We start from the raw sequence: 19,332 nt of genomic DNA, 5'->3' as shown, positions 1-19,332 counted from the left end.
AACCCGTACGCACCGGTCCACACGGCCTGCCGCCCGCACGGCCGTGAGCGACCGCAGATCGGAATTGATGCCGTGAACCCCCTGACCACCAGCGCCTTCGACCTTCCCGACCGGCTCTCCGCCAAGGCCGACCCGGCGCTGATCTCCGGTGACGAGCAGCACTTCGTGGCGATCGCGGAGTGCCTCGACCAGTCGATCGCGGAACTCACCGAGCAGCTCGACGCCGCGCGCAGGGCGCCCGGGGGCATCGGCCGGGCGGCGATGGACCGGGACACGGAGATCCACCGGCTCACCACACGGCTGCGCACCCTGCGCCGCTTCGGCCTGGACCTGTGTCTGGGCCACATGGTCGACGCCGACACCTCCGAGCCCGTCTACATCGGGCGGCTCGGTCTCACGGACAGCACGGGCCGACGACTGCTGCTCGACTGGCGGTCCCCGGCGGCCGAGCCGTTCTTCGGTGCCACTCACGCGAACCCGATGGGGCTGGCGAGCCGCCGCAGGTACCGCTGGACGCGTGGCCGGATCAGCGACTACTGGGACGAGGTGTTCACGGCGGACGGCTTCGTCGGGCACGCCGCGCTCGACGACCAGTCCGCGTTCATCGCCAGCCTCGGCGGCAACCGCTCGGGCCGGATGCGCGATGTCCTCGGCACCATCCAGTCCGACCAGGACGCCATCATCCGCGCGGGATCACGCGGCGCGCTCGTCGTCGACGGCGGCCCCGGCACCGGCAAGACCGTCGTCGCCCTGCACCGCTCCGCCTACCTCCTCTACTCCGACCCGCGCCTCGGGCACCGCAGGGGCGGCGTGCTGTTCGTCGGCCCGCACCGGCCCTATCTCGACTACGTCGCCGACGTCCTCCCCAGCCTCGGCGAGGAGGGCGTGCAGACCTGCATCCTGCGGGACCTCGTGGCGGAGGGGGCGACGGCAGGCGCCGAGGCCGACCCGGAGGTGGCCCGCCTGAAATCGTCCGTGGAGCTGGTGCGGGCGATCGAGCCCGCCGCCAGGTTCTACGAGGAGCCGCCCACCCAGGGCATGAACGTCACCACCCACTGGTCCGACATCTGGCTGAGCGCCGAGGACTGGGCCGTGGCGTTCGAGGCGGCCGAACCCGGCACCCCGCACAACGAGGGACGCGAGCACGTCTGGCAGGAACTGCTCACGATCCTGGTCGAGAAGCACGAGGACACCACCCCCACCCAGGACGGCGCCGTCACACCGGCCCTGCTCCGCAAGTCGCTGCGGCAGAACCGCGAACTGCTCACCGCCTTCAACCGCGCGTGGCCGCTGCTCGAAGCGGCCGACCTCGTCGGGGACCTGTGGACGGTACCGGCCTATCTGCGCAGGTGCGCCCCCTCCCTCAGCCGAGAGGACGTCCAGCGCTTGCAGCGCGCGGACGCCCAGGCCTGGACGGTGTCCGACCTCCCGCTGCTGGACGCGGCACGGCAACGGCTCGGCGACCCGGAGTCGGCACGCCGCAGACGCCGGCAGGAAGCCGCCGTGGCCGCCGAACACGCGCGCAGGACGGACGTCATCGACAGCCTGCTGCAGAACGTCGAGATCGACGAGAGCGAGGGCGCGATGGGCATGCTGCACGGGCAGGACCTGCGTGACGCCCTGATCGACGAGGCCGCCCAGCCCGGCATCGAACCCGACCAGCTCGCCGGACCGTTCGCGCACATCGTCGTGGACGAGGCCCAGGAACTCACCGACGCGGAATGGCAGATGCTGCTCCTGCGCTGCCCGTCCCGGAGCTTCACCATCGTCGGGGACCGCGCCCAGGCCCGGCACGGATTCACCGAGTCGTGGCAGGAACGGCTGAAGCGGATCGGGCTCGACCGGATCAACCTGGCGTCCCTGACGGTCAATTACCGCACCCCGGAAGAGATCATGACGGAGGCCGAGCCGGTCATCCGTGCCGTGCTCCCGGACGCCAACGTGCCGACCTCGATCCGCGCCAGCGGCGTTCCCGTCGTCCACGGACCCGCCTCCGACCTCGAGTCGGTCCTCGACACCTGGCTCGCCGCACACACCGAGGGGATCGCCTGCGTCATCGGTGACCCGGACTTCCGGGCCACGCCGCGCGTCCGGTCGCTGACTCCCGAGCTGTCCAAGGGACTTGAGTTCGACCTGGTCGTCCTCCTCGACCCGGAGAAGTTCGGCGAGGGCATCGAAGGAGCCGTCGACCACTATGTGGCGATGACGCGGGCGACTCAGCGGCTTGTCGTGCTGACGACTGCTTGAGTCCGGTCGGCGCGCGGCGAGTGGGGACCCGCCGCGCGCCACCGGGTTCAGCCTGCCGACGGAAGCGTGAACTCGTAGATCAGGGCGTCCTGTTGGGCCTCCACCACCAGATCGGTGATCTCCAGCGGGCGCGCGTACTGGTCGTGCACGCGGCGGGTCACCCGGACCGAGGGCGCGTTCGCGACCTGGGTGATGGCGTCCCGGTGGTGCAGGGTCAGACCGGCCCGGCGCATCCAGTCGTAGGCGCGCCGGAGTTGGGCGGCGGCGGAGCCGTCGGCGCGGTCGCGGTAGCGGGCCAGTTCCTCCACCTCGGCCAGCGCCACCGCCGAGAAGGACGTGAGGGCCGTACGGAGTCCGCTGCCGTCGGCCGCCGCGGACGCGTAGCGGTGCACCAGGGTCGGGCGGTGCGGGGCGATCCGCAGGGCCTCGGCATGCTCGGGCGGGGGAGTCTCCCAGGTCACGGAGGTCCGGTCGAAGCCGGTCGGGTCCGCGCTGCGGGCGCCGACCGGGAAGGTGAGGGAGGACGGGGTCTCGACCGGCAGACCGGGCAGCGTGGCGTGGCTGCCGCGCCGGTCGGTGGCGACCAGACCGTCCCTGCGCAGTACCTCCAGCGCCTGTCGTATGGTCTCCCGGCTGACTTGGAAGTGTTCGGCCAACTGTCGCTCGGCGGGCAGGCGTTCGCCGGGCGGGATGGTGCCGTCGTGGAGTTCGGCGAGCAGTTGGGTGGCGACCTTGCCGTAGAGGGGCTGGTCGTCGGCGGTCGGATGGTGGGGGGTGGTGCGGGCCATGCCGCGCCTCCTGAGGGTGACAAGACTGAAAGCAGAACCGGTGACGAAACGTAGCCGTGCGGGCTCGTTGCGCGACCAGATCTAGCATTGGTCTAAACCACCAGGGAAGAGCGGCAGGGCAGTTAGGCCGAAACCGACCCGCGCCGATCACCTCTCAGAGGGCGCCGTAGAGGGCGTCGATCAGGGCCAACTTCCGTGGGTCGTCGGCGATATGAGGCCCCATGCGGTTCATCGCATAGCCCAGTGACACACCCCTGTCCGGGTCGGCCAGACCGCAGGAGCCGCCGAAGCCGTCGTGTCCGAAAGCCCTCGGGTCGGGACCGTACGAGCCGTTCGGGCCGCTGAGCCACAGTCCGAGCGCGACCTCCGTCTCGTGCGCGAAGCCCGCGCCGAGTACGAGGTCGCGGCAACTGCCCTGGCCCTCGCGCACCCGCTCGGCCGCCTCGGGGGAGAGGACGCGGTGGCCGGCGTAGGAACCGCGTCCGGCGAACACACCGTAGAGCGCGGCGATCGCGCGTGCGGTGCCGTGGCCGTTCGCGGCGGGGATCTCGGCGGCGCGCCATTCGGGGGTGTTGGCCTCGGCCGCGCCCGCGATCGGGTTGCTCAGCGCGGCGATCGCGGCGGGCGCCAACTGGCTGAAGATCGCGGCCTGTTCACTGCTCGACGCGGCGGGCGGATGCACCAGCTCGGCCGCCCGGCCGGCCTCCTTCTCCGGCAGCCCGATGGTGAAGTCGATCCCGAGCGGGCCGGTGACCTCCCGCTCCAGGAAGGCGCTAGGGAGCAACCCCGAGACGCGGCGCACGACTTCGCCGACGAGGAAGCCGTAGGTGAGCGCGTGGTACCCGGACCGCGTCCCCGGCTCCCACCAGGGCTCCATGGCCGCGAGGCGCTGAGTCGTCAACTCCCAGTCGTAGAGCTGCGCGAGAGAGTGCGGCTCGCGCAGGCCGGCCAGTCCGGCGCGGTGGGAGAGCAGGTGTCGTACGAGAACGTTCTCCTTGCCGGCGGCGGCGAACTCCGGCCAGTACGTGGCCACTTGGGCATCGAGGTCGAGCAGGCCCCGGTCGGCGAGGATGTGGGCGCACAAGGCGGTCGGGCCCTTGGTCGTGGACCAGACGTTGACCAGCGTGTCCCGCTCCCAGGGGCGGGTGCGTGCCTCGTCGGCCCAGCCGCCCCACAGGTCGACCACGGTCTCGCCGTCCACGGTGACGGCCACCGCGGCGCCCAGTTCGTCGCGGTCCCGGAAGTTCTCCTCGAACGCCGTGCGCACCGCCGTGAAGCGGGGGTCGCAGTGGCCGTCGATGGCTGGCTGATGCTCGGACATGGTGCCTCCGTGGTCCGCCGTGGGCCCGGGCCGCGACGCTGCGACCCGGACACCCTGAACATACCGACTGGTCGGACTGGGTGGAAGATGTCGTACGTTCAGTTGAGGAACAGCGTGCCCGAGGGCTCCCGGTGGCCCGGTTCCGTGTGCCAGTAGTCGCGGGTCTCCACGGCGAGCCCTGTGTCGTCGAAGCGCGCGAAGACGCAGCCGGCGAGCGTGGACGGCTCACCGTCCTCCTCGGCCAGCACCCTGAACTCGGCCGCGGCGACGCCGTGTTGACCGACTATCGGTGCCGAGAACCGGACATCGCCCACCCGCTCCGCCGCGAACGACCAGCGCAGATACGCGGCCAACTCGGCCCGCCCCCGGTGCGGTTCGCGGAACGGCATCGAGCGGTGGACGCAGTCCTCGGCGTACAGCTCCAGCAGCGCGTCCACATCGTGCTCCGCCCAGGCGCGGGCCCAGACGCGCACGAACCGTTCGGCGGCCTCATCGGTGGTCATGTCCATAGGGCGCCTCTCAGACGTACGACCGCAGCCAGTCCAGCTTGACCGCCTCTTGGTAAGGGCCGCCGCCCTCATGGTCGTTGAAGTCGTAGACCTCGATCTTCTTGTCCTCGTGCGCCCAGGCGTTGAACGTGGCGAACACCGTGGAGGGCGGGCAGGTCTGGTCCTCCAGGGCCGTCGAGAAGAGGGCGGGGGCGCGGCCCCGGGACGCGAAGTGGACGCCGTCGAAGTACGAGAGCGTGCGCAGCACGTCCTCGCCGCGCCCACGATGGGTCTTGAGGTAGTTGCCGATCTCCCGGTACGGGTCGCGGTCCGTGAGAATCGCCGCGCGCGGGTAGTCGCACAGGAACGGCACGTCCGGCGCGACGGCGGCCAGGTCCCCGACCAGCCCGCCAACGGCGATGGCGATGCCGCCGCCCTGGCTCGCGCCGAGCGCCACCGTGCGCGCGGGATCGACCAGCGGATGCGAACGGGCCGCCTCGACGGCGCGCACGCCGTCCGTGAACACCCGGCGGTAGTAGTAGTTCTCGGGGGCGTCGATGCCCCGGGTCATGAAGCCGGGGTACGCGGGCGCGCCGCCCACCGGGTCCGGGGTGCCGCCGCCACCGCCCCACGAGCTGCCCTGCCCGCGCGTGTCCATGATGAAGTGGGCGCGGCCCGTCGAGGCCCACAGCAGGTTCTCGTGCGGGAGCCCGCGTCCCCCGCCGTAACCGACGAACTCGACGACCAGCGGCAGGGGTTGGGCCGCGTCGGCAGGCAACCGCAGCCAGCCCTTCACCGGGTGACCGCCGAACCCGGCGAACGTCACGTCGTACACCCGCACCGTGGACAGTCCCGTGTCGACCGGCTCGAAGCGGGCGTCCAGATCGTGCTCGCGGGTCTCCTGGAGGGTCTTGGACCAGAAGGCGTCGAAGTCCTCCGGCTCGGCGGATTCGCTGTGGTACTCGCGGAGTTCGTCGAGCGGAAGGTCGAACAGGGCCATCGAGGACCGCCTTTGTGGAGTGTGAGTGCGGATGATCACACCGTACGTGTGACATCGGAGGACTCGCCAGGCCTGTGCGGCGGCCCGCGCCTACCATGTCGGCATGTCGTCAGCCGTGGATCTGCTGGTCAAGGACGCCGAACTGCTCGTCGTGGACGGTGAGCGGGAGATCCCGGGCGGCTGGGTCGCCGTCACGGGTGGTCGGGTCACCGCCGTCGGCACGGGAGGAGCCGAGCCCGAGGCGCGTACGACCGTCTCCGCCGCCGGGCGGCTCGTCACCCCGGGCCTGATCAACACGCACCACCACGTCTACCAGAACCTCACCCGCTCCTACGCCCCCGCCGTCAACGGCACCCTCTTCGACTGGCTGACCACGCTCTACCCGCTGTGGGCGAGCCTCGACGAGGAGGCCGCGTACGTGTCGGCGTACGTCGGTATGGCGGAACTCCTCATGGGCGGCTGCACCACATCCTCCGACCACCTCTATGTGCATCCGCGTCCCTACCTGGTCGACGCCGAGATCCGTGCCGCCCGCGACATCGGCTTCCGCTTCCACGCGACCCGCGGTTCGATGACCCGGTCCGTCGAGGACGGGGGACTGCCGCCGAGGATCGTCACCCAGAGCACCGACGAGGTGCTCGCCGACAGCGAGCGGCTGATCAAGGCCCACCACGACCCGGAACCCGGCGCGCTGATCCGGGTCGCGCTCGCACCCTGCTCGCCGTTCTCGGTCACCAAGGACGTGATGACGGCGACCGCGGAACTCGCCGAGCGGTACGACGTACGGCTGCACACGCATCTCGCCGAGGACCGGGACGAGGACACCTACTGCCTGGAGACCTACGGCTGCCGGCCCGTCGAGTACTTCGAGGACACCGGGTGGATGAGCGACCGGACCTGGGTCGCGCACTGCATCTATCCGAACGACGAGGAGCTGCGCCGGCTCGCGGCGGCGGGCGTCGGTGTGGCGCACTGCCCCAGCTCCAACATGCTGATCGGCGGCGGCACGGCCAGGGTCAAGGAGATGCGCGAACTCGGCCTGCCCGTCGGTATCGGCTGCGACGGGTCGGCTTCGACCGATCACGCCTCGCTCTGGATGGAGACGCGGGGCGCCCTGCTGCTGGGCCGCTACCGGGGCGGCCCCGGTGCGATGACCGCGCGCGACGCCCTCGACATCGCGACCCGGGGTTCGGCGCGGTGCCTGGGCCGCGCCGACGAACTCGGGCATCTGCGTCCGGGGGCGTGTGCCGACCTGGTCGTCTGGGATCTGCACGAGGTCGCGCTGGCCGGGGCGCTGAGCGATCCCGTCGAGGCGTGGCTGCGGTGCGGGCCCGCGCGGGCGTGGACGACCGTTGTGGGCGGGCGGGTGCTGGTGGAGCGGGGTGAGCCGGTGCTGCCTGCCTTGGGGGATGTGCTGCGGGATCATGGGCGGGTTGCTCGGCGGATGCAGCGGGGGGTGTAGGGGGCGTAGTGGCTGGTCGGGGTGGCTCAACTGCCTTGTGATGGAGGGGTGTTGAGGGGCAGGGTGGTGTCGGCACGGCGGCGGGATGTCGAGCTGCCGGACTACTGCTGACTGGTCGGGGCTGCTACGGCCGATGCGCCACGCCCGATGCGGGTACGGCCCGCCGCTGTCACGGTCCGCCCTCGTCACGTCCCCCGCCCCGTCACGCCCGCCTCCGGGTCCACTCCGGTTCCGTGAGTGCCCAGTCCCGTTCCCACTCGGCCAACCGGTGTCGCAGTGCGACCCGTCGGGTCACCGCGGACGTGAGCAGGGCCGTGCCGATCACGCCGCCCGCCGTCCATACGCCGATCGTCAACGTGTGCTGCCAGACGGCCACTTGACCCACGGGCGAGGAGACGACGCGGCTCTTGGCGTCGAGCCATACGTCCACCGTGTCACCGCGTGCCGTGTCCACCGGGACCTCGGCCGTGGCCGTACGCGGGCCCTTGCCGGGGTCGGTCCAACGCACCGCGACCGGGAAGGTCTGCGAGCCGGTGCCTTCCACCGAGGTGAGTCCGGCCGGTGGGTTTCCGATCACCAGCGCGTGGACGCGATGACGGTCGGCGCGTTGGGTCGCGGCGATCGTCCGGGCCTGGTCGTGCGCCCACAGCCCCGCGGCGGCGCCGGCCAGGGGAGCGCCGACGAACAGCAGGACGGTGACGACCAGTGCCGTCCACGTCTCCACGACATCCGACCGGCGCCGCAGCGGATTGTGCCGTCGGCGTCGACTCCGTACCCGGGTCCGCATGTCGGTCTCCTCGCCGTCACCGGAGCCGAGGAACCGTAAGGCCGGAAGCCCCCTAGGGGGCCGGTCCGCCGCCGCCTCGACACCGCGCACGCATGCGAGCGTCCACACAGAAGTCGTACCCCCTCCGAGGTACTTCCCTCAACCGGAGCGGCCTGGAGTCTCTGCCGGAGCCGTGAAGGGAGAGCTTCTCAGCCGAAGCGCTCGATGCGGATGCGGTCGACCGGCTGGCCCGCCTCGACCAGCAGCCGCGAGGCATGCTCGGCGAAGCCGTTGGACCCGCACACATAGGCCTCCCACCCACCGGCAGGCGGCTCGGCCAGGAGCGGCGCCACATGTGCGGCGGCCATACGTCCCACCGGCACACCCTCCGGCGCACCGCGCGTGAACACGGCCGTGGTCTCCGCGCCGTACTCCCGCGCGTAGATCAACTCCTCCGGGCTGCGCGCCGACACCAGCAGCCGCAACGGCACGGACAGGTTCCGCGCCCGGTGCTGCCGGAGCATCGACATCAGCGGTACGACCCCGGAACCCGCACCCAGCAGCAGCGCGGGCCGGTCGCCGGGCCAGGCGAAGAAACCGCTCAGCGGGCCGCGGACCTCGACCTCGTCACCGGGCCGGGCCACCGTGTGGAACCAGCCGGACACCTCACCGCCCTCGACATGGTCCAGGGTCAGCTCCACATACCCGGCGTCGTCCGGGTGCGAGGCGATCGAGTAGTGGCGCTGCGCCACATAGCCGTCCTCGGCCCGCAGCCGCAGCATCAGGTGCTGGCCGGGCAGATGGCCACCCCAGCCGGGCACCGCGAACCGGAACGTCGCGGCGTGCGGGGTCTCCCGGCGGACCTCGACGAGCGTGGCGGTCTGCCACAGGGCGGCGGCGCGGTTGCTCACGGCGATGCGTCCCGGCACCGCGAATCTGGTGGTGGGCGCGAAGGTCTCAGTCACCGGAGTACCGCTGTTCCTCCCAGGGGTTGCCCCGCCCGTGATAGCCGTTCCGCTCCCAGAAGCCGGGCTCGTCGTGGTCGAGGAGACGCAGGCCGGCGATCCACTTGGCGCTCTTCCAGAAGTACAGGTGCGGCACCAGCAGCCGGGCGGGGCCGCCGTGCTCGGCGGGCAGCGGCTTGCCGTCGTACTCCCAGGCGATCCAGGCACGACCGCCGGTCACGTCGTCGAGCGGGAGGTTCGTGGTGTACCCGGTGTGCGAATACGCGACCACATGTGTGGCGGACACATGGGGCCGGACCACATTGAAGAACGCGTCGAGCGAGACGCCCCCGAACCGCACCCCGAACTTCGACCAGCTCGTCACACAGTGGATGTCACCCTCGTAGGCCGACGCAGGCAGCTCGTGCGCCTCCGCCCAGTTCCAGGTGCGCGGCTCCGCCACGAGTCCGTCGACGCGGAACGTCCAGTCGGTGGGCGCGAGATCGGGGGTGACCTCGGCGGACAGGACGGGCCAGTCGTCGCCCGCGTCGTACTGACCGGGCGGCAGGCCTGCGTCGGGGACGCGGGGGCGTCCGGTGAAGCCTCGGGTGACGTGCATGGGGGTGGAGCCTCCAGGTCGCTGCGGCGCGGGTCCGCCGGGCGAGCGTGATCAGTGGTTTCTGGTTTCAACGGTACGCGTCCACGAGGTATGCCCAGGTCCGGGGGTGACCGCCGATCATTGCGGCCGTATGAACTCTCCGCGCCCCGGGGAATAGCTCCCCGGCGGCCGACCTTGGTCTTCAATGCGGCTCGAGTGCGGAGAGTCGATGCCAAGGAGAGTGAGGGAGCAGATGCCGAAGGCGTATGTCTTCACGCGATACGGGGGCCTCGAGACCGAGGAGCTCGTCGAGGTGGACCAGCCCCGGCCCGGCCCCGGTGAGATCCTCGTCGCGGTGCGCGCGGCCGGGGTGAACCCCGTCGACTGGAAGCAGCGCAACGGCTACCGGCGACCCGGTGAGACCGGCTCACGCGTGTTCCCCGCGGTCTTCGGCCAAGAGGTCTCCGGCGTCGTGCGGGAGATCGGCGCCGATGTGGACGGGTTCGCGGTCGGCGACGAGGTGTTCGGCAGCACGGTGGCCGGCGGATACGCCGAGTACGCCCTGCTGGCCGTGACGGTCGCCGCGCACCGGCCCGCCGAGGTGTCCTTCCAGGACGCGGCCACCCTGCCCGTCGCCGCCGCGACCGCGTACGACGGCATCCGCCAGCTCGACCTGCCCACCGGTGCGACCGTGCTGGTCACCGGCGCGGGCGGAGGGGTGGGCTCCGCGGCCCTGCAGATCGCCCGCGCCCTCGGACTGCGCGCCGTGGGCGTGGCGAGCGAGGGCAAGAAGGACCTGGTGGAGTCGCTGGGCGCGGTCCACGTCGCCTCCGGACCGGATCTGGCACCGCGCGTGCGAGCCGTCGCCCCGGACGGCGTCGACGGCGTCTACGACCTCGTCGGCGGCGAGGTGCTCGCCGAGGCCGCCGGCCTCCTCACCGACCGCACGAAGCTCATCACCGCCGGAGCCCCCGCCCCCGAGGTCGAGAAGCTCGGCGGCGCCCGCGTCGAGCGGGCCCGCAACGCCGCCGTCCTCGACGCGCTTGTGCAGCTCGTGGTCAGCGGCCGGCTGGACCCGCACGTCACGCGGACCTTCCCGCTCGACCAGGCAGGCGAAGCCCTGCGCACCGTCGAGGAAGGGCACGCCCGCGGCAAGATCGTGATCGAGGTCACCCCATGAGCACGTCCGACGAACGCGTCCTCGACAACCCCGCCCGCGCCGCCCTCACCGGCCCGCACGCCCACTTCGCCGAGCGGCGCGGCCGGGTCCTGCGCTACCCGGTCGACGTGTCTCCGTGGCTGGCCCTGCCCGACGAGCCCGATGCCGACGACTGGGCGGATGTCGCCGCCTTCTCCAGTGCCGGCGATGAGATCGCGCTCTTCGGGTGCAGGGAACAGGTCCCGGACGACTGGGAGATCACCTTCGACATCGACGGCGTGCAGATGGTGGACGACGGGCTGGTCACCGCACCGGACCCGGAGGCGATCCTCCTCGGCCTGGCCGACGTCCCCGAGATGCTCGACCTGGTGGCACGGACCAGACCCGGCCCCTTCCTGCCCCGCACCGTCGAACTCGGCACCTACCTGGGCATCCGCCGTAACGGAGTCCTCGTCGCCATGGCCGGCGAGCGGCTGCACCCGCCGGGCTGGACCGAGATCAGCGCCGTCTGCACCGACCCCGCCGCCCGCGGCGAGGGCCTCGCGAGCCGCCTCGTGCTGGCCGTCGCCCACGGCATCCGCGAACGCGGGGAGACCCCGTTCCTGCACACCGGCGCGGGCAACACCTCCGCCATCCGGCTGTACGAGTCCCTGGGCTTCCGCCTCCGCCGGACCACCGAGTTCCTCGCGGCCCGGGCGCCGGAGCACCTCACGCAGACGCAGTCCGCGGGGGTGTCGTAGCACCGGGTCGTAAGAACCCCGTCGTAAGGCCGGAGAGACCGGCGGCGGCTCAGCCGTCGTCCTCGGTTCCGGTCGGCCATGAGTTGTAGCGCTCCAGATAGCCGGCGAACCGGGCCAGGTCCTCCTCCGGCCAGTCCGCCAGCCGTTCGCGGAAGGCGGCCTGACGGTTCTCGGTGACCTGGGCGAGGATCCGGCGGCCGGCGGCGCTGAGGTGCAGGACCTGGACGCGGTGGTCCTCGGGGTCGAGGCGGCGCTCGATGAGGTCGGCGCGCTCCAGGGCGGCGACCTGACGGCTGACCGTGGACTTGTCGAGGGCGTAGTGCGCGGCCAGGTCGGTGGCCCGGCAGCCGTCCCGCTCCTCCAGGTGGCCGAGCAGGGTGTACGACACCAGCGACAGCTCGGGGTGGAGACGGCCCGCAGAGGCGCGGGCGCGGCGCGCGAAGACCGTCATCTCGCGCTGGATGGTCTCCACGGCCTGGTCCGCTCGCACTGGAATCTCCCTCGTCCGCCCGGTTGTTGCAGAGTACAACTCGGCGCTGGGGTCGGCCCCTCGTGGGCCCGGAGGTTCGGGTAGTGTTGCTCTCCGGTCGGGGACGTTCCCGACCGTCAACTCCCGGGAGGTGAGACCCATTTCCGCTGTGTCAGGCCGGGTGCTCTCCCCTCAGGACGGCTCGGATCACCGCTAGCAGGTGACCACGAGAGCACCCTTCGGCAAGCTTCCGAAAGGCTCTCGGCTTTCATGCCCTCTCTTTCTCCCGCCTCCGTCGTCAGCGCGCTCCGCACCGCGGGCTGTGTCTTCGCCGAGGACGAGGCGCGACTGATCCTCTCCGCCGCGCGCACCCCGGACGAACTCGCCGCCATGGTGGACCGCCGGGTCGCGGGCCTGCCCCTCGAACTCGTCGTCGGCTGGGCCGAGTTCGGCGGACTTCGCATCGTCCTGGAACCCGGCGTCTTCGTGCCCCGCCGCCGTACCGAGTTCCTCGTCGAACAGGCCCTCGCGCAGGCCCCGGGCGCGTCCGTCGTCGTGGACCTGTGCTGCGGTTCCGGCGCCGTCGGAGCGGCCCTCGCCGCCGCCCTCGGCCGGGTCGAACTGCACGCCGCCGACATCGACCCGGCCGCCACTGACTGCGCCCGCCGTAATGTCGCCTCCTACGGCGGCCACGTCCACACGGGCGACCTGTTCGGGGCGCTGCCCGACGGGTTGCGCGGCCGGGTCGACATCCTCGCGGCCAATGTGCCGTACGTCCCCACCGGCGAGGTCGGGCTGCTGCCCGCCGAGGCCCGCGAGCACGAACCGCTGGTCGCCCTGGACGGCGGCACCGACGGCCTCGACATACTCCGCGAGGTCGCCACCGGGGCGCCCGGCTGGCTCGCCCCCGGCGGCTGCCTGCTCGTCGAGACGAGCGAACGTCAACTCCCGTCCGCCGTCGAGGCGTTCACGCGCGCCGGGCTGGAGACGCGGTCGGCCTACTCCGAGGAGCTGTACGCGAACGTCGTGATCGGCGTCAGGACGGCGGGGCCCGTCAGGTCGTAGCGCCGGGCGGTCTCAGGTCGTGGCTCCGCTGCCGGACGGGCTGGGAGCGGGGCTCGGGCCGCGGTCGCCGTGGTCCCAGATGTGGCCGCGGCTGCCGCCCGGGAACCCGCTGGGCCGGTCGCCAGGTGTCCCGCGGTCGAAGGTGCCCGTGAAGGCCCGGTCGGCGGTCCGGGTGCCGGAGTCGGAGCGGGTGCCGGTCAGGGAGGCCGTGTCGCCCTTCTTGAGGGCGTCGGCGCCCTGGGCCGTCGCGCCGGAACCCACGGTCCAGGTCCACGAGGTGCCGTCCTCGCTCTTGACCGTGACCTGGTCCCCGTCCACCCTCGTCACCGTGCCGCGCTGCCAGATCCGTACGACCCACTTGCCGGTGGCGCTGTCCTTGACCGTCGCCTCGCCGTGCACGGCGGTGCCGCCGACCCCGAACCCGAACCACATCCCGCCCCCGTGCCGGGCACCGGGCGAGGGCGTCCCGGACGGGGTTCCCGCGGCGGCGGGCAGGGCGTCGCCGCCCGCACCCCCGGAGGTCGCCGCGTATGCGACGGTCCCGCCGAGCGCCAGCACACCCACGGTGGCCACGGCGATCACCGCCCGGGACCGCCGCGACCGCTGCCGCCACAACCGGTCGAGACCGTGATCGCGCTCCGCGCCACCGGGTCCCGTCAGCACCTCCATCTCGGGTGCGTGATCGGGCATCGGAGGTATCGCCGCGCTGTCGCCGGCTTCGTGCTCAGGATCGTGCGTCACGGCTCGCTCCCTAGGCCACGCGCGCGCGGCATCCCACCGGCACGCCTGCCTTTGATTCTCCGGGGCGGGCGATAAAGAACCGGTAATAAATCCCTGTGAATCGGCGCCTGTCGGCCCTGAAGAGGGCCGGGGCGGGCGGGCAAGCTCACCCGCCCGCGGGCCGCGAACGGTGAGAGGGCTCACCCGCCCCCGATTGTGCAACTAGTTGCACAATCGCCTCGGCGTCCTCTACAAAAGAGGCACGACACCGCGCACGGAGGCCTCGATGAGCCGTTACCCGCACCTGCTGAAGCCGCTCGACCTGGGCTTCACCACGCTGCCCAACCGCGTCCTCATGGGCTCCATGCACGTGGGCCTGGAAGAGGCCGAGCGCGGTTTCGAGCGCATGGCGGAGTTCTACGCTGCACGCGCGCGGGGCGGCGTCGGCCTGATCGTCACCGGGGGCATCGCGCCCAACGAGGCCGGCCGGCCCTACGAGGGCGGTGCCAAGCTGACCACCGACGCCGAGGCCGACCAGCACACCGAGATCACCGCCGCCGTGCACCGCGAGGGCGGGCGGATCGCGATGCAGATCCTGCACTTCGGGCGCTACGCCTACCACCAGGACCTGGTCGCGCCGAGCGCCGTGCAGGCACCGATCAGCCCCTTCGTGCCCCGCGCGCTCAGCGACGACGAGGTCGAGCAGACCGTCGAGGACTACGTCCGTGCGGCCCGCCTCGCCCGGCGGGCCGGCTACGACGGCGTCGAGATCATGGGCTCCGAGGGCTACCTCATCAACGAGTTCATCGCCCGGCAGACCAACCACCGCGACGACCGCTGGGGCGGCTCGTACGAGAACCGGACGCGCTTCCCCGTCGAGATCGTGCGCCGGGTGCGCGAGGCGGTCGGCGAGGACTTCATCATCGTCTACCGGCTGTCGATGCTGGACCTCGTGCCGGGCGGCTCCACGCTCGACGAAGTCATCAGTCTCGCCAGGGCGGTTGAGGCCGCCGGGGCGACCATCATCAACACCGGCATCGGCTGGCACGAGGCCCGCATCCCCACCATCGCGACCTCGGTGCCGCGCGGGGCGTACACCTGGGTCACGAAGAAGCTGATGGGCGCGGTGTCCATCCCGCTCGTCACCACCAACCGCATCAACACCCCTGAACTGGCGGAGCAGTTGCTCGCCGACGGCTACGCCGACATGGTGTCGATGGCCCGCCCGATGCTCGCCGACCCGGACTTCGTCGCCAAGGCCGCGGCCGGCCGTGCCGACGCCATCAACACCTGCATCGGCTGCAACCAGGCCTGCCTCGACCACACCTTCAGCGGGAAGATCACCTCCTGCCTGGTCAACCCGCGCGCCTGCCACGAGACCGAACTCGTCCTCACCCCGACGCGGTTGCGCAAACGCGTCGCGGTGGTGGGCGCGGGTCCGGCGGGACTCGCGTGCGCGGTGAGCGCGGCCGAACGCGGCCACGAGGTCACGTTGTACGACGCCGCCGCCGAGATCGGCGGACAGCTCAACGTCGCCCGACAGGTCCCGGGCAAGCAGGAGTTCGACGAGACGCTGCGCTACTTCCGCACGCGGCTCGACGAGCACGGGGTGGACGTACGCCTCAACACCCGTGTGACGGCAGGTGACTTGGGCCGCTACGACGAAGTGGTCGTCGCCACCGGTGTCGCCCCGCGCACCCCCGACATCCCCGGCGTCGACCACCCCAGCGTCGTCGGCTATCTCGACGTCCTGCGCGACCGCGTGCCCGTCGGCGAGCGCGTCGCGATCCTCGGCGCGGGCGGCATCGGCTTCGACGTCGCCGAGTTCCTCACCGACGGCGGCGACAAGGCGAGCGAGGACCCGGCGACGTACTTCCGCGCCTGGGGTGTCGACATGGACTACGCGGCCCCCGGCGGCCTCGCCGCACCCGAGCGGCCCGCCCCGCCGCGCAGCGTCCACCTCCTCCAGCGCAAGGCGACCAAGGTCGGCGCCGGACTCGGCAGGACCACGGGTTGGATCCACCGCGCCGAACTCAAGCACCGGGGCGTCACCATGGTCCCGGGCGTCCAGTACGACCTGATCGACGACGCCGGACTGCATGTCACCGTCGACGGCACGAGCACCGTGCTTGAGGTCGACACGGTCGTCCTGTGCACCGGGCAGGACCCGCGCCGCGACCTGTACGACGAGTTGACCGCCGCCGGACGCGTCGTGCACCTCATCGGCGGCGCCGACGTGGCCGCCGAACTGGACGCCAAGCGGGCCATCAAGCAGGGCACCGAGGTCGCGGCGGCCCTCTGAGGGCCGTCCCTAGGATGACCCCATGTCACTCCCGCACGCGATCCTCACCGCCCTCCTGGAGAAGCCGTCCTCGGGTCTCGAACTGACCCGGCGCTTCGACCGGTCGATCGGTTACTTCTGGTCGGCGACGCACCAGCAGATCTATCGCGAGCTGGGAAAACTGGAGTCCGAGGGCCAGATCCGCGCACTCGCGTCCGAGCAGCCGGCCCGCGGCCAGAAGAAGCGCTACGAGGTCCTGTCCGCGGGCCGCGCCGAACTGGCCCGCTGGACCGCGTCCGCCCAGGACCCCAGGCCGCTGCGCGACACGATGCTGCTGCGGCTGCGCGCGGCGGCGGTCGTCGGCACGGCCGGCATCGAGAGTGACCTGCGCCGCCATCTCAGCCTGCACCAGCGGCAGTTGGCGGAGTACGAGGAGATCGAGAAGCGCGACTTCCCACCCGGCCGGGACAGCGCCCAGGACCGGCTCCAGCACCTTGTGCTGCGCGCCGGGATCGACCTGGAGACCTTCTGGACGCGGTGGCTCACGCATGCGATCGAGGAGTTCGCCGAGTTGCCGTAGGGCATGCGCCGAGTTGCCGTGGGCGGTGCGTCGGGCGGTCGTAGGACATGGGGGAGGGGCCGCCCGTGAACCGGGCGGCCCCTCGTCCGTGGCGACGGTCAGGGTCAGAGGCGGTACGGCTTCGCGCGCCTGCGCAGGAACCAGGCCGTCGCGATGACGCCGACCCCGACCAGGCCCCCGCCGACCCCCAGGGTGAGGGGGCCGTAGTCCTTGGTGGCCCCGCCGAGGCCGCCCATGACGCCGCGTGAGGGCGAGGCCGTGGCGACGACCGTGGGGGTCGTGGTGGCGGACACGATCACGGACTGGGTGCCGACGGGTGTGGTGCCGTTCTGGCACATGACGATGACGGTGTAGGTGCCCGGGGTGACGTTGGTCCAGGCGGTGGACTGGCTGATGGTCGTCCCCGCCAGGGTCGCCTTCCGGCCCTCGGCGAAGCTCCCCTGGCTGCTGGTGAGGAGTGAGCCGGTGCCCCAGACGCCCGTGGTGCGGTTCTGGGAGCACGCGCTGGTCGTGACCGAGACCGTGGTCCCGGTCGTGCTCACGGAGATACCCGAGGCCGCGTCGGCGGCCGGGGCGGTCAGAGCGAGCGGAAGAGCGGCGGCTGTCACGGTCAGGCCGGAGCGGAGTAGTAGCTGAGAAGTGCGCATGGGACTGCCCTCCAACGGCACGGTTGGCGGAACATCCCTTGCGCCGCCGAGATCGGGAAACGGCCGTGCTGCCTCCAAGGAAGCCAACGCGCCCCCGGCCCGTCCCGCATGCGGACGGGGACCGGGCAGGTGACGGATTCCTTCGTCCGGCGCAGGGATGATGCGCTGTCAGGGGTTCGGGTCGGGTCGTGCGGGCTCATTGCGTGGGTGGGCCCGCCACATGTGGGTTCGCCACATGTGCGGGCTCACCAGGTGGGCGCGGCCCGTAGCAGCCGCTCCCGTACGAGCGTGACGTGCGGGTTGTCCGGTGAGCCCGGGCCCCGGGCGGCGGATGAGGTGCGAGGTGTTGATCGGCGGGTCCTCGGGCACCAGCAGCGGCAGCGGTGCGCCGGACGCCGGCTCGGCCGGGTACAGACAGCGGGGGAGCACGGTGATCCCGGCACCGGCACCGGCCACGACCGTCGCCGCCACCCCGCGCAGATCGAGCACCGCGACCACGTGTGCCCAACGGTTCCGTCGGCCCCGCCACGTGCACGGGCTCTGGAGACCGGTCCGCGCCGAGTCCACCCCGATCCGCTACGACGGCCGGCGCGTCCAGGGGTGCCGCGACCCGCGCGGCCAACTGGTTCGCCACCGAAGTCGGCACCACCCCGCGCGACCGCCGCTCGAACAGTTCCCGGCCCAACCGCCCTTTCAATTCGTTCGCTGCGGCGGGGCGGCTGCTCGGGCTGTCGCAGCCGACGGTGACGGCTCACCTGCCATTACGTCGTCACCGTCCGCTCCGCCGAGAACCCGCCCCACGTACCGTCCGGCAGCCGCGCCCTGATCCGTACCCGATGGCTGACCCCGGCATCCCGGCTCACGTAGAAGCTGTACGTCGCCCGGTCGCGCGGCGCGGTCCCGCCCCAGACCAGCGAGGTGGCGGGTTGTCCGTCGAGGTGGACCTGGTACTCCGTGACCACCCCGTCCGTGCGCGGCGGCACCCAGGACAGGTCGATGTAGTACGCCCCGTCGCCGCCCCGGTGGGTGGTCGCGCGGAAGTCCGTGGGGGCGGTGCCCCGCCCGTCGTCACTGCCCGGCGCTGTGGTGAGCAGGACGGTCGTGCTCGCGGGCGAGAGATTGTCGGCGGCGTCCCGGGCCCGCACGGTGAAGGAGTAACGCGTGCTCGGCCGCAGCCCCGTGACCACGGTCGCGGTCTGTGCTCCGCCCACACTGTGGATCTTCGCCCCGCCCTGATAGATGTCGTACGACACCACACCCTGGTCGTCCCGCGAGGCGCCCCAGGACAGCTGGACGGCCCGGCTGCCGATGACCCGGCCCTGCGGTGCGCCCGGACGGGTGGGTGCCGAGCGGTCGGCCGCGACGGCGACCGGTGTCCGGGCCCGGACCTCCCGGCTGCGCGGTCCCAGGCGGCCGTCGGTGTCCCGGGCCCGCACGGTGAAGGAGTACAGGGTGGCGGGCCGGAGCCTGGTGACATCCACCATGTGCTCGGAACCCGGTACTTCCTTCACTTTCGTGGTGCCCCGATATATCTCGTAGGTGTCGACGCCCGGGTTCGCCGTCACCGCGTCCCACATGACGTGCACGCTGGTCGCGCTGCCCGCCGCGGCCGTGACCCCGGCCGGGGCACCGGGGGGGGGGGTGACCGTCGCCCTCCTCACTCGTGCCGCAGGAGGCGAGCAGCAGGAGCGCGGCGCACACCAGGGCCGTACGGGAGAGGGCTTGGGTGGCACGGACGCGTCGCACGATTCTGCCTCCCGGCATTACGCGGGCACCACATGACGGAAAGGTCCGGACCAATATGACCCGGGTGGTGCGGCCGCATCAAGAGGGGCGCCGTTGCCGAACGGGCAGGAGGGTTACGTATGCTGAAGTCCTCACGGCTGAACTCGCCCCTACGAATGGGCAGTTCATGCCGGTGGCGCGGACCGCTGTCGTCGCTGATCCCGCGCCGGCGCGGGCGGGCCGGGGTCCCGGGCCGCGGTGGGGGCAGGTGACCCCGCCCCCGGCGGGAGAGCGCGGGGGGGGGGGCGCGGGTTCCCGGAGGTGTGAACCGG

Annotated in this window: 18 protein-coding genes and 1 pseudogene; 7 read left to right on the top strand and 12 right to left on the bottom strand. The window is 72.0% G+C overall.

Annotation, left to right across the window (positions count from 1 at the left end):
- The first annotated feature begins 72 nt into the window (after positions 1–72).
- Positions 73–2,247 (top strand): RNA polymerase recycling motor ATPase HelR, encoded by a 2,175-nt coding sequence (gene helR / locus ACIRRY_RS12250; RefSeq protein WP_403972247.1) that lies wholly within the window; start codon positions 73–75, stop codon positions 2,245–2,247.
- 47 nt (positions 2,248–2,294) lie between these two features.
- Here helR and ACIRRY_RS12245 read toward each other — a convergent pair whose 3' ends face one another.
- The 4 genes from ACIRRY_RS12245 to ACIRRY_RS12230 form a co-directional block, all read right to left on the bottom strand.
- The gene (locus ACIRRY_RS12245; protein WP_403971202.1) at positions 2,295–3,035 is read right to left on the bottom strand and encodes a GntR family transcriptional regulator; all 741 of its coding nucleotides are present in this window, start codon (positions 3,033–3,035) and stop codon (positions 2,295–2,297) included.
- Positions 3,036–3,189: 154 nt separating this feature from the next.
- On the bottom strand, positions 3,190–4,356 hold the full coding sequence (locus ACIRRY_RS12240) for a serine hydrolase domain-containing protein (protein ID WP_403971200.1): 1,167 nt from the start codon (positions 4,354–4,356) through the stop codon (positions 3,190–3,192).
- 98 nt (positions 4,357–4,454) lie between these two features.
- Positions 4,455–4,859, bottom strand: coding sequence for a nuclear transport factor 2 family protein (locus tag ACIRRY_RS12235; protein WP_403971198.1), 405 nt, complete (start codon positions 4,857–4,859; stop codon positions 4,455–4,457).
- Positions 4,860–4,875: 16 nt separating this feature from the next.
- Positions 4,876–5,844, bottom strand: coding sequence for an acetylxylan esterase (locus ACIRRY_RS12230; protein WP_403971196.1), 969 nt, complete (start codon positions 5,842–5,844; stop codon positions 4,876–4,878).
- A 103-nt stretch (positions 5,845–5,947) separates the two neighbouring features.
- Here ACIRRY_RS12230 and ACIRRY_RS12225 point away from each other — a divergent pair, with 103 nt between their 5' ends.
- The gene (locus ACIRRY_RS12225) at positions 5,948–7,306 is read left to right on the top strand and encodes an 8-oxoguanine deaminase (protein ID WP_403971194.1); all 1,359 of its coding nucleotides are present in this window, start codon (positions 5,948–5,950) and stop codon (positions 7,304–7,306) included.
- A 202-nt stretch (positions 7,307–7,508) separates the two neighbouring features.
- On the opposite strand, the gene ACIRRY_RS12220 is transcribed toward ACIRRY_RS12225, so the two are convergent.
- The 3 genes from ACIRRY_RS12220 to ACIRRY_RS12210 form a co-directional block, all read right to left on the bottom strand.
- The gene (locus ACIRRY_RS12220) at positions 7,509–8,183 is read right to left on the bottom strand and encodes a hypothetical protein (protein ID WP_403971192.1); all 675 of its coding nucleotides are present in this window, start codon (positions 8,181–8,183) and stop codon (positions 7,509–7,511) included.
- A 98-nt stretch (positions 8,184–8,281) separates the two neighbouring features.
- Positions 8,282–9,037: a ferredoxin reductase gene (locus ACIRRY_RS12215; RefSeq protein WP_403971190.1), complete on the bottom strand. Its 756-nt coding sequence runs from the start codon at positions 9,035–9,037 to the stop codon at positions 8,282–8,284.
- The gene (locus tag ACIRRY_RS12210) at positions 9,030–9,635 is read right to left on the bottom strand and encodes a sulfite oxidase-like oxidoreductase (protein ID WP_403971188.1); all 606 of its coding nucleotides are present in this window, start codon (positions 9,633–9,635) and stop codon (positions 9,030–9,032) included. Before ACIRRY_RS12210 ends, ACIRRY_RS12215 begins: the two co-directional genes overlap by 8 nt.
- Before the next feature lie 232 nt (positions 9,636–9,867).
- Between ACIRRY_RS12210 and ACIRRY_RS12205 the strand changes: the two genes are divergently transcribed.
- Together ACIRRY_RS12205 and ACIRRY_RS12200 are read left to right on the top strand one after the other, a co-directional pair.
- Entirely contained in the window at positions 9,868–10,794 is a 927-nt protein-coding gene (locus ACIRRY_RS12205) for an NADP-dependent oxidoreductase (protein WP_403971186.1), read from the top strand.
- Positions 10,791–11,513, top strand: coding sequence for a GNAT family N-acetyltransferase (locus tag ACIRRY_RS12200; protein WP_403971184.1), 723 nt, complete (start codon positions 10,791–10,793; stop codon positions 11,511–11,513). The genes ACIRRY_RS12205 and ACIRRY_RS12200 overlap by 4 nt, the downstream gene beginning before the upstream one ends.
- A gap of 49 nt (positions 11,514–11,562) precedes the next feature.
- On the opposite strand, the gene ACIRRY_RS12195 is transcribed toward ACIRRY_RS12200, so the two are convergent.
- The gene (locus tag ACIRRY_RS12195) at positions 11,563–11,964 is read right to left on the bottom strand and encodes a MarR family winged helix-turn-helix transcriptional regulator (protein WP_403972245.1); all 402 of its coding nucleotides are present in this window, start codon (positions 11,962–11,964) and stop codon (positions 11,563–11,565) included.
- 288 nt (positions 11,965–12,252) lie between these two features.
- Between ACIRRY_RS12195 and ACIRRY_RS12190 the strand changes: the two genes are divergently transcribed.
- Positions 12,253–13,047, top strand: coding sequence for a putative protein N(5)-glutamine methyltransferase (locus ACIRRY_RS12190; protein WP_403971182.1), 795 nt, complete (start codon positions 12,253–12,255; stop codon positions 13,045–13,047).
- A 12-nt stretch (positions 13,048–13,059) separates the two neighbouring features.
- Here ACIRRY_RS12190 and ACIRRY_RS12185 read toward each other — a convergent pair whose 3' ends face one another.
- A complete protein-coding gene (locus ACIRRY_RS12185; RefSeq protein WP_403971180.1) occupies positions 13,060–13,788 on the bottom strand; it encodes a hypothetical protein in 729 nt (242 codons plus the stop codon).
- 265 nt (positions 13,789–14,053) lie between these two features.
- Here ACIRRY_RS12185 and ACIRRY_RS12180 point away from each other — a divergent pair, with 265 nt between their 5' ends.
- Both ACIRRY_RS12180 and ACIRRY_RS12175 read left to right on the top strand, forming a co-directional pair.
- Complete coding sequence (locus ACIRRY_RS12180; RefSeq protein ID WP_403971178.1) at positions 14,054–16,069, top strand: FAD-dependent oxidoreductase; 2,016 nt, start codon at positions 14,054–14,056, stop codon at positions 16,067–16,069.
- A 22-nt stretch (positions 16,070–16,091) separates the two neighbouring features.
- Positions 16,092–16,628 (top strand): PadR family transcriptional regulator, encoded by a 537-nt coding sequence (locus ACIRRY_RS12175; RefSeq protein ID WP_403971176.1) that lies wholly within the window; start codon positions 16,092–16,094, stop codon positions 16,626–16,628.
- A gap of 104 nt (positions 16,629–16,732) precedes the next feature.
- On the opposite strand, the gene ACIRRY_RS12170 is transcribed toward ACIRRY_RS12175, so the two are convergent.
- The 3 genes and pseudogenes from ACIRRY_RS12170 to ACIRRY_RS12160 form a co-directional block, all read right to left on the bottom strand.
- Positions 16,733–17,275: a hypothetical protein gene (locus tag ACIRRY_RS12170; RefSeq protein WP_403971174.1), complete on the bottom strand. Its 543-nt coding sequence runs from the start codon at positions 17,273–17,275 to the stop codon at positions 16,733–16,735.
- A gap of 168 nt (positions 17,276–17,443) precedes the next feature.
- Positions 17,444–17,773 carry a hypothetical protein gene (locus ACIRRY_RS12165; RefSeq protein ID WP_403971172.1) on the bottom strand — a complete coding sequence of 110 codons (330 nt, stop codon included), beginning with the start codon at positions 17,771–17,773 and terminating at the stop codon, positions 17,444–17,446.
- 263 nt (positions 17,774–18,036) lie between these two features.
- Positions 18,037–19,021, bottom strand: a pseudogene (locus ACIRRY_RS12160) (fibronectin type III domain-containing protein).
- Positions 19,022–19,332: the final 311 nt, after the last annotated feature.

This window comes from Streptomyces sp. NPDC101776 (assembly GCF_044766845.1).
In the GTDB taxonomy this organism is placed as follows: Bacteria; Actinomycetota; Actinomycetes; order Streptomycetales; family Streptomycetaceae; genus Streptomyces.
Note: the sequence above shows the minus strand (reverse complement) of the source record. Positions and strands in the feature narration are given on the sequence as shown.

Excerpts from the sequence above, each read along its gene's own strand:
- ACIRRY_RS12245 (WP_403971202.1), bottom strand. The coding sequence starts at position 3,035 with ATGGCCCGCACCACCCCCCACCATCCGACCGCCGACGACCAGCCCCTC.
- ACIRRY_RS12240 (WP_403971200.1), bottom strand. The coding sequence starts at position 4,356 with ATGTCCGAGCATCAGCCAGCCATCGACGGCCACTGCGACCCCCGCTTC.
- ACIRRY_RS12235 (WP_403971198.1), bottom strand. The coding sequence starts at position 4,859 with ATGACCACCGATGAGGCCGCCGAACGGTTCGTGCGCGTCTGGGCCCGC.
- ACIRRY_RS12230 (WP_403971196.1), bottom strand. The coding sequence starts at position 5,844 with ATGGCCCTGTTCGACCTTCCGCTCGACGAACTCCGCGAGTACCACAGC.
- ACIRRY_RS12225 (WP_403971194.1), top strand. The coding sequence starts at position 5,948 with ATGTCGTCAGCCGTGGATCTGCTGGTCAAGGACGCCGAACTGCTCGTC.
- ACIRRY_RS12210 (WP_403971188.1), bottom strand. The coding sequence starts at position 9,635 with ATGCACGTCACCCGAGGCTTCACCGGACGCCCCCGCGTCCCCGACGCA.
- ACIRRY_RS12205 (WP_403971186.1), top strand. The coding sequence starts at position 9,868 with ATGCCGAAGGCGTATGTCTTCACGCGATACGGGGGCCTCGAGACCGAG.
- ACIRRY_RS12200 (WP_403971184.1), top strand. The coding sequence starts at position 10,791 with ATGAGCACGTCCGACGAACGCGTCCTCGACAACCCCGCCCGCGCCGCC.
- ACIRRY_RS12195 (WP_403972245.1), bottom strand. The coding sequence starts at position 11,964 with ATGACGGTCTTCGCGCGCCGCGCCCGCGCCTCTGCGGGCCGTCTCCAC.
- ACIRRY_RS12190 (WP_403971182.1), top strand. The coding sequence starts at position 12,253 with ATGCCCTCTCTTTCTCCCGCCTCCGTCGTCAGCGCGCTCCGCACCGCG.
- ACIRRY_RS12180 (WP_403971178.1), top strand. The coding sequence starts at position 14,054 with ATGAGCCGTTACCCGCACCTGCTGAAGCCGCTCGACCTGGGCTTCACC.
- ACIRRY_RS12175 (WP_403971176.1), top strand. The coding sequence starts at position 16,092 with ATGTCACTCCCGCACGCGATCCTCACCGCCCTCCTGGAGAAGCCGTCC.
- ACIRRY_RS12170 (WP_403971174.1), bottom strand. The coding sequence starts at position 17,275 with ATGCGCACTTCTCAGCTACTACTCCGCTCCGGCCTGACCGTGACAGCC.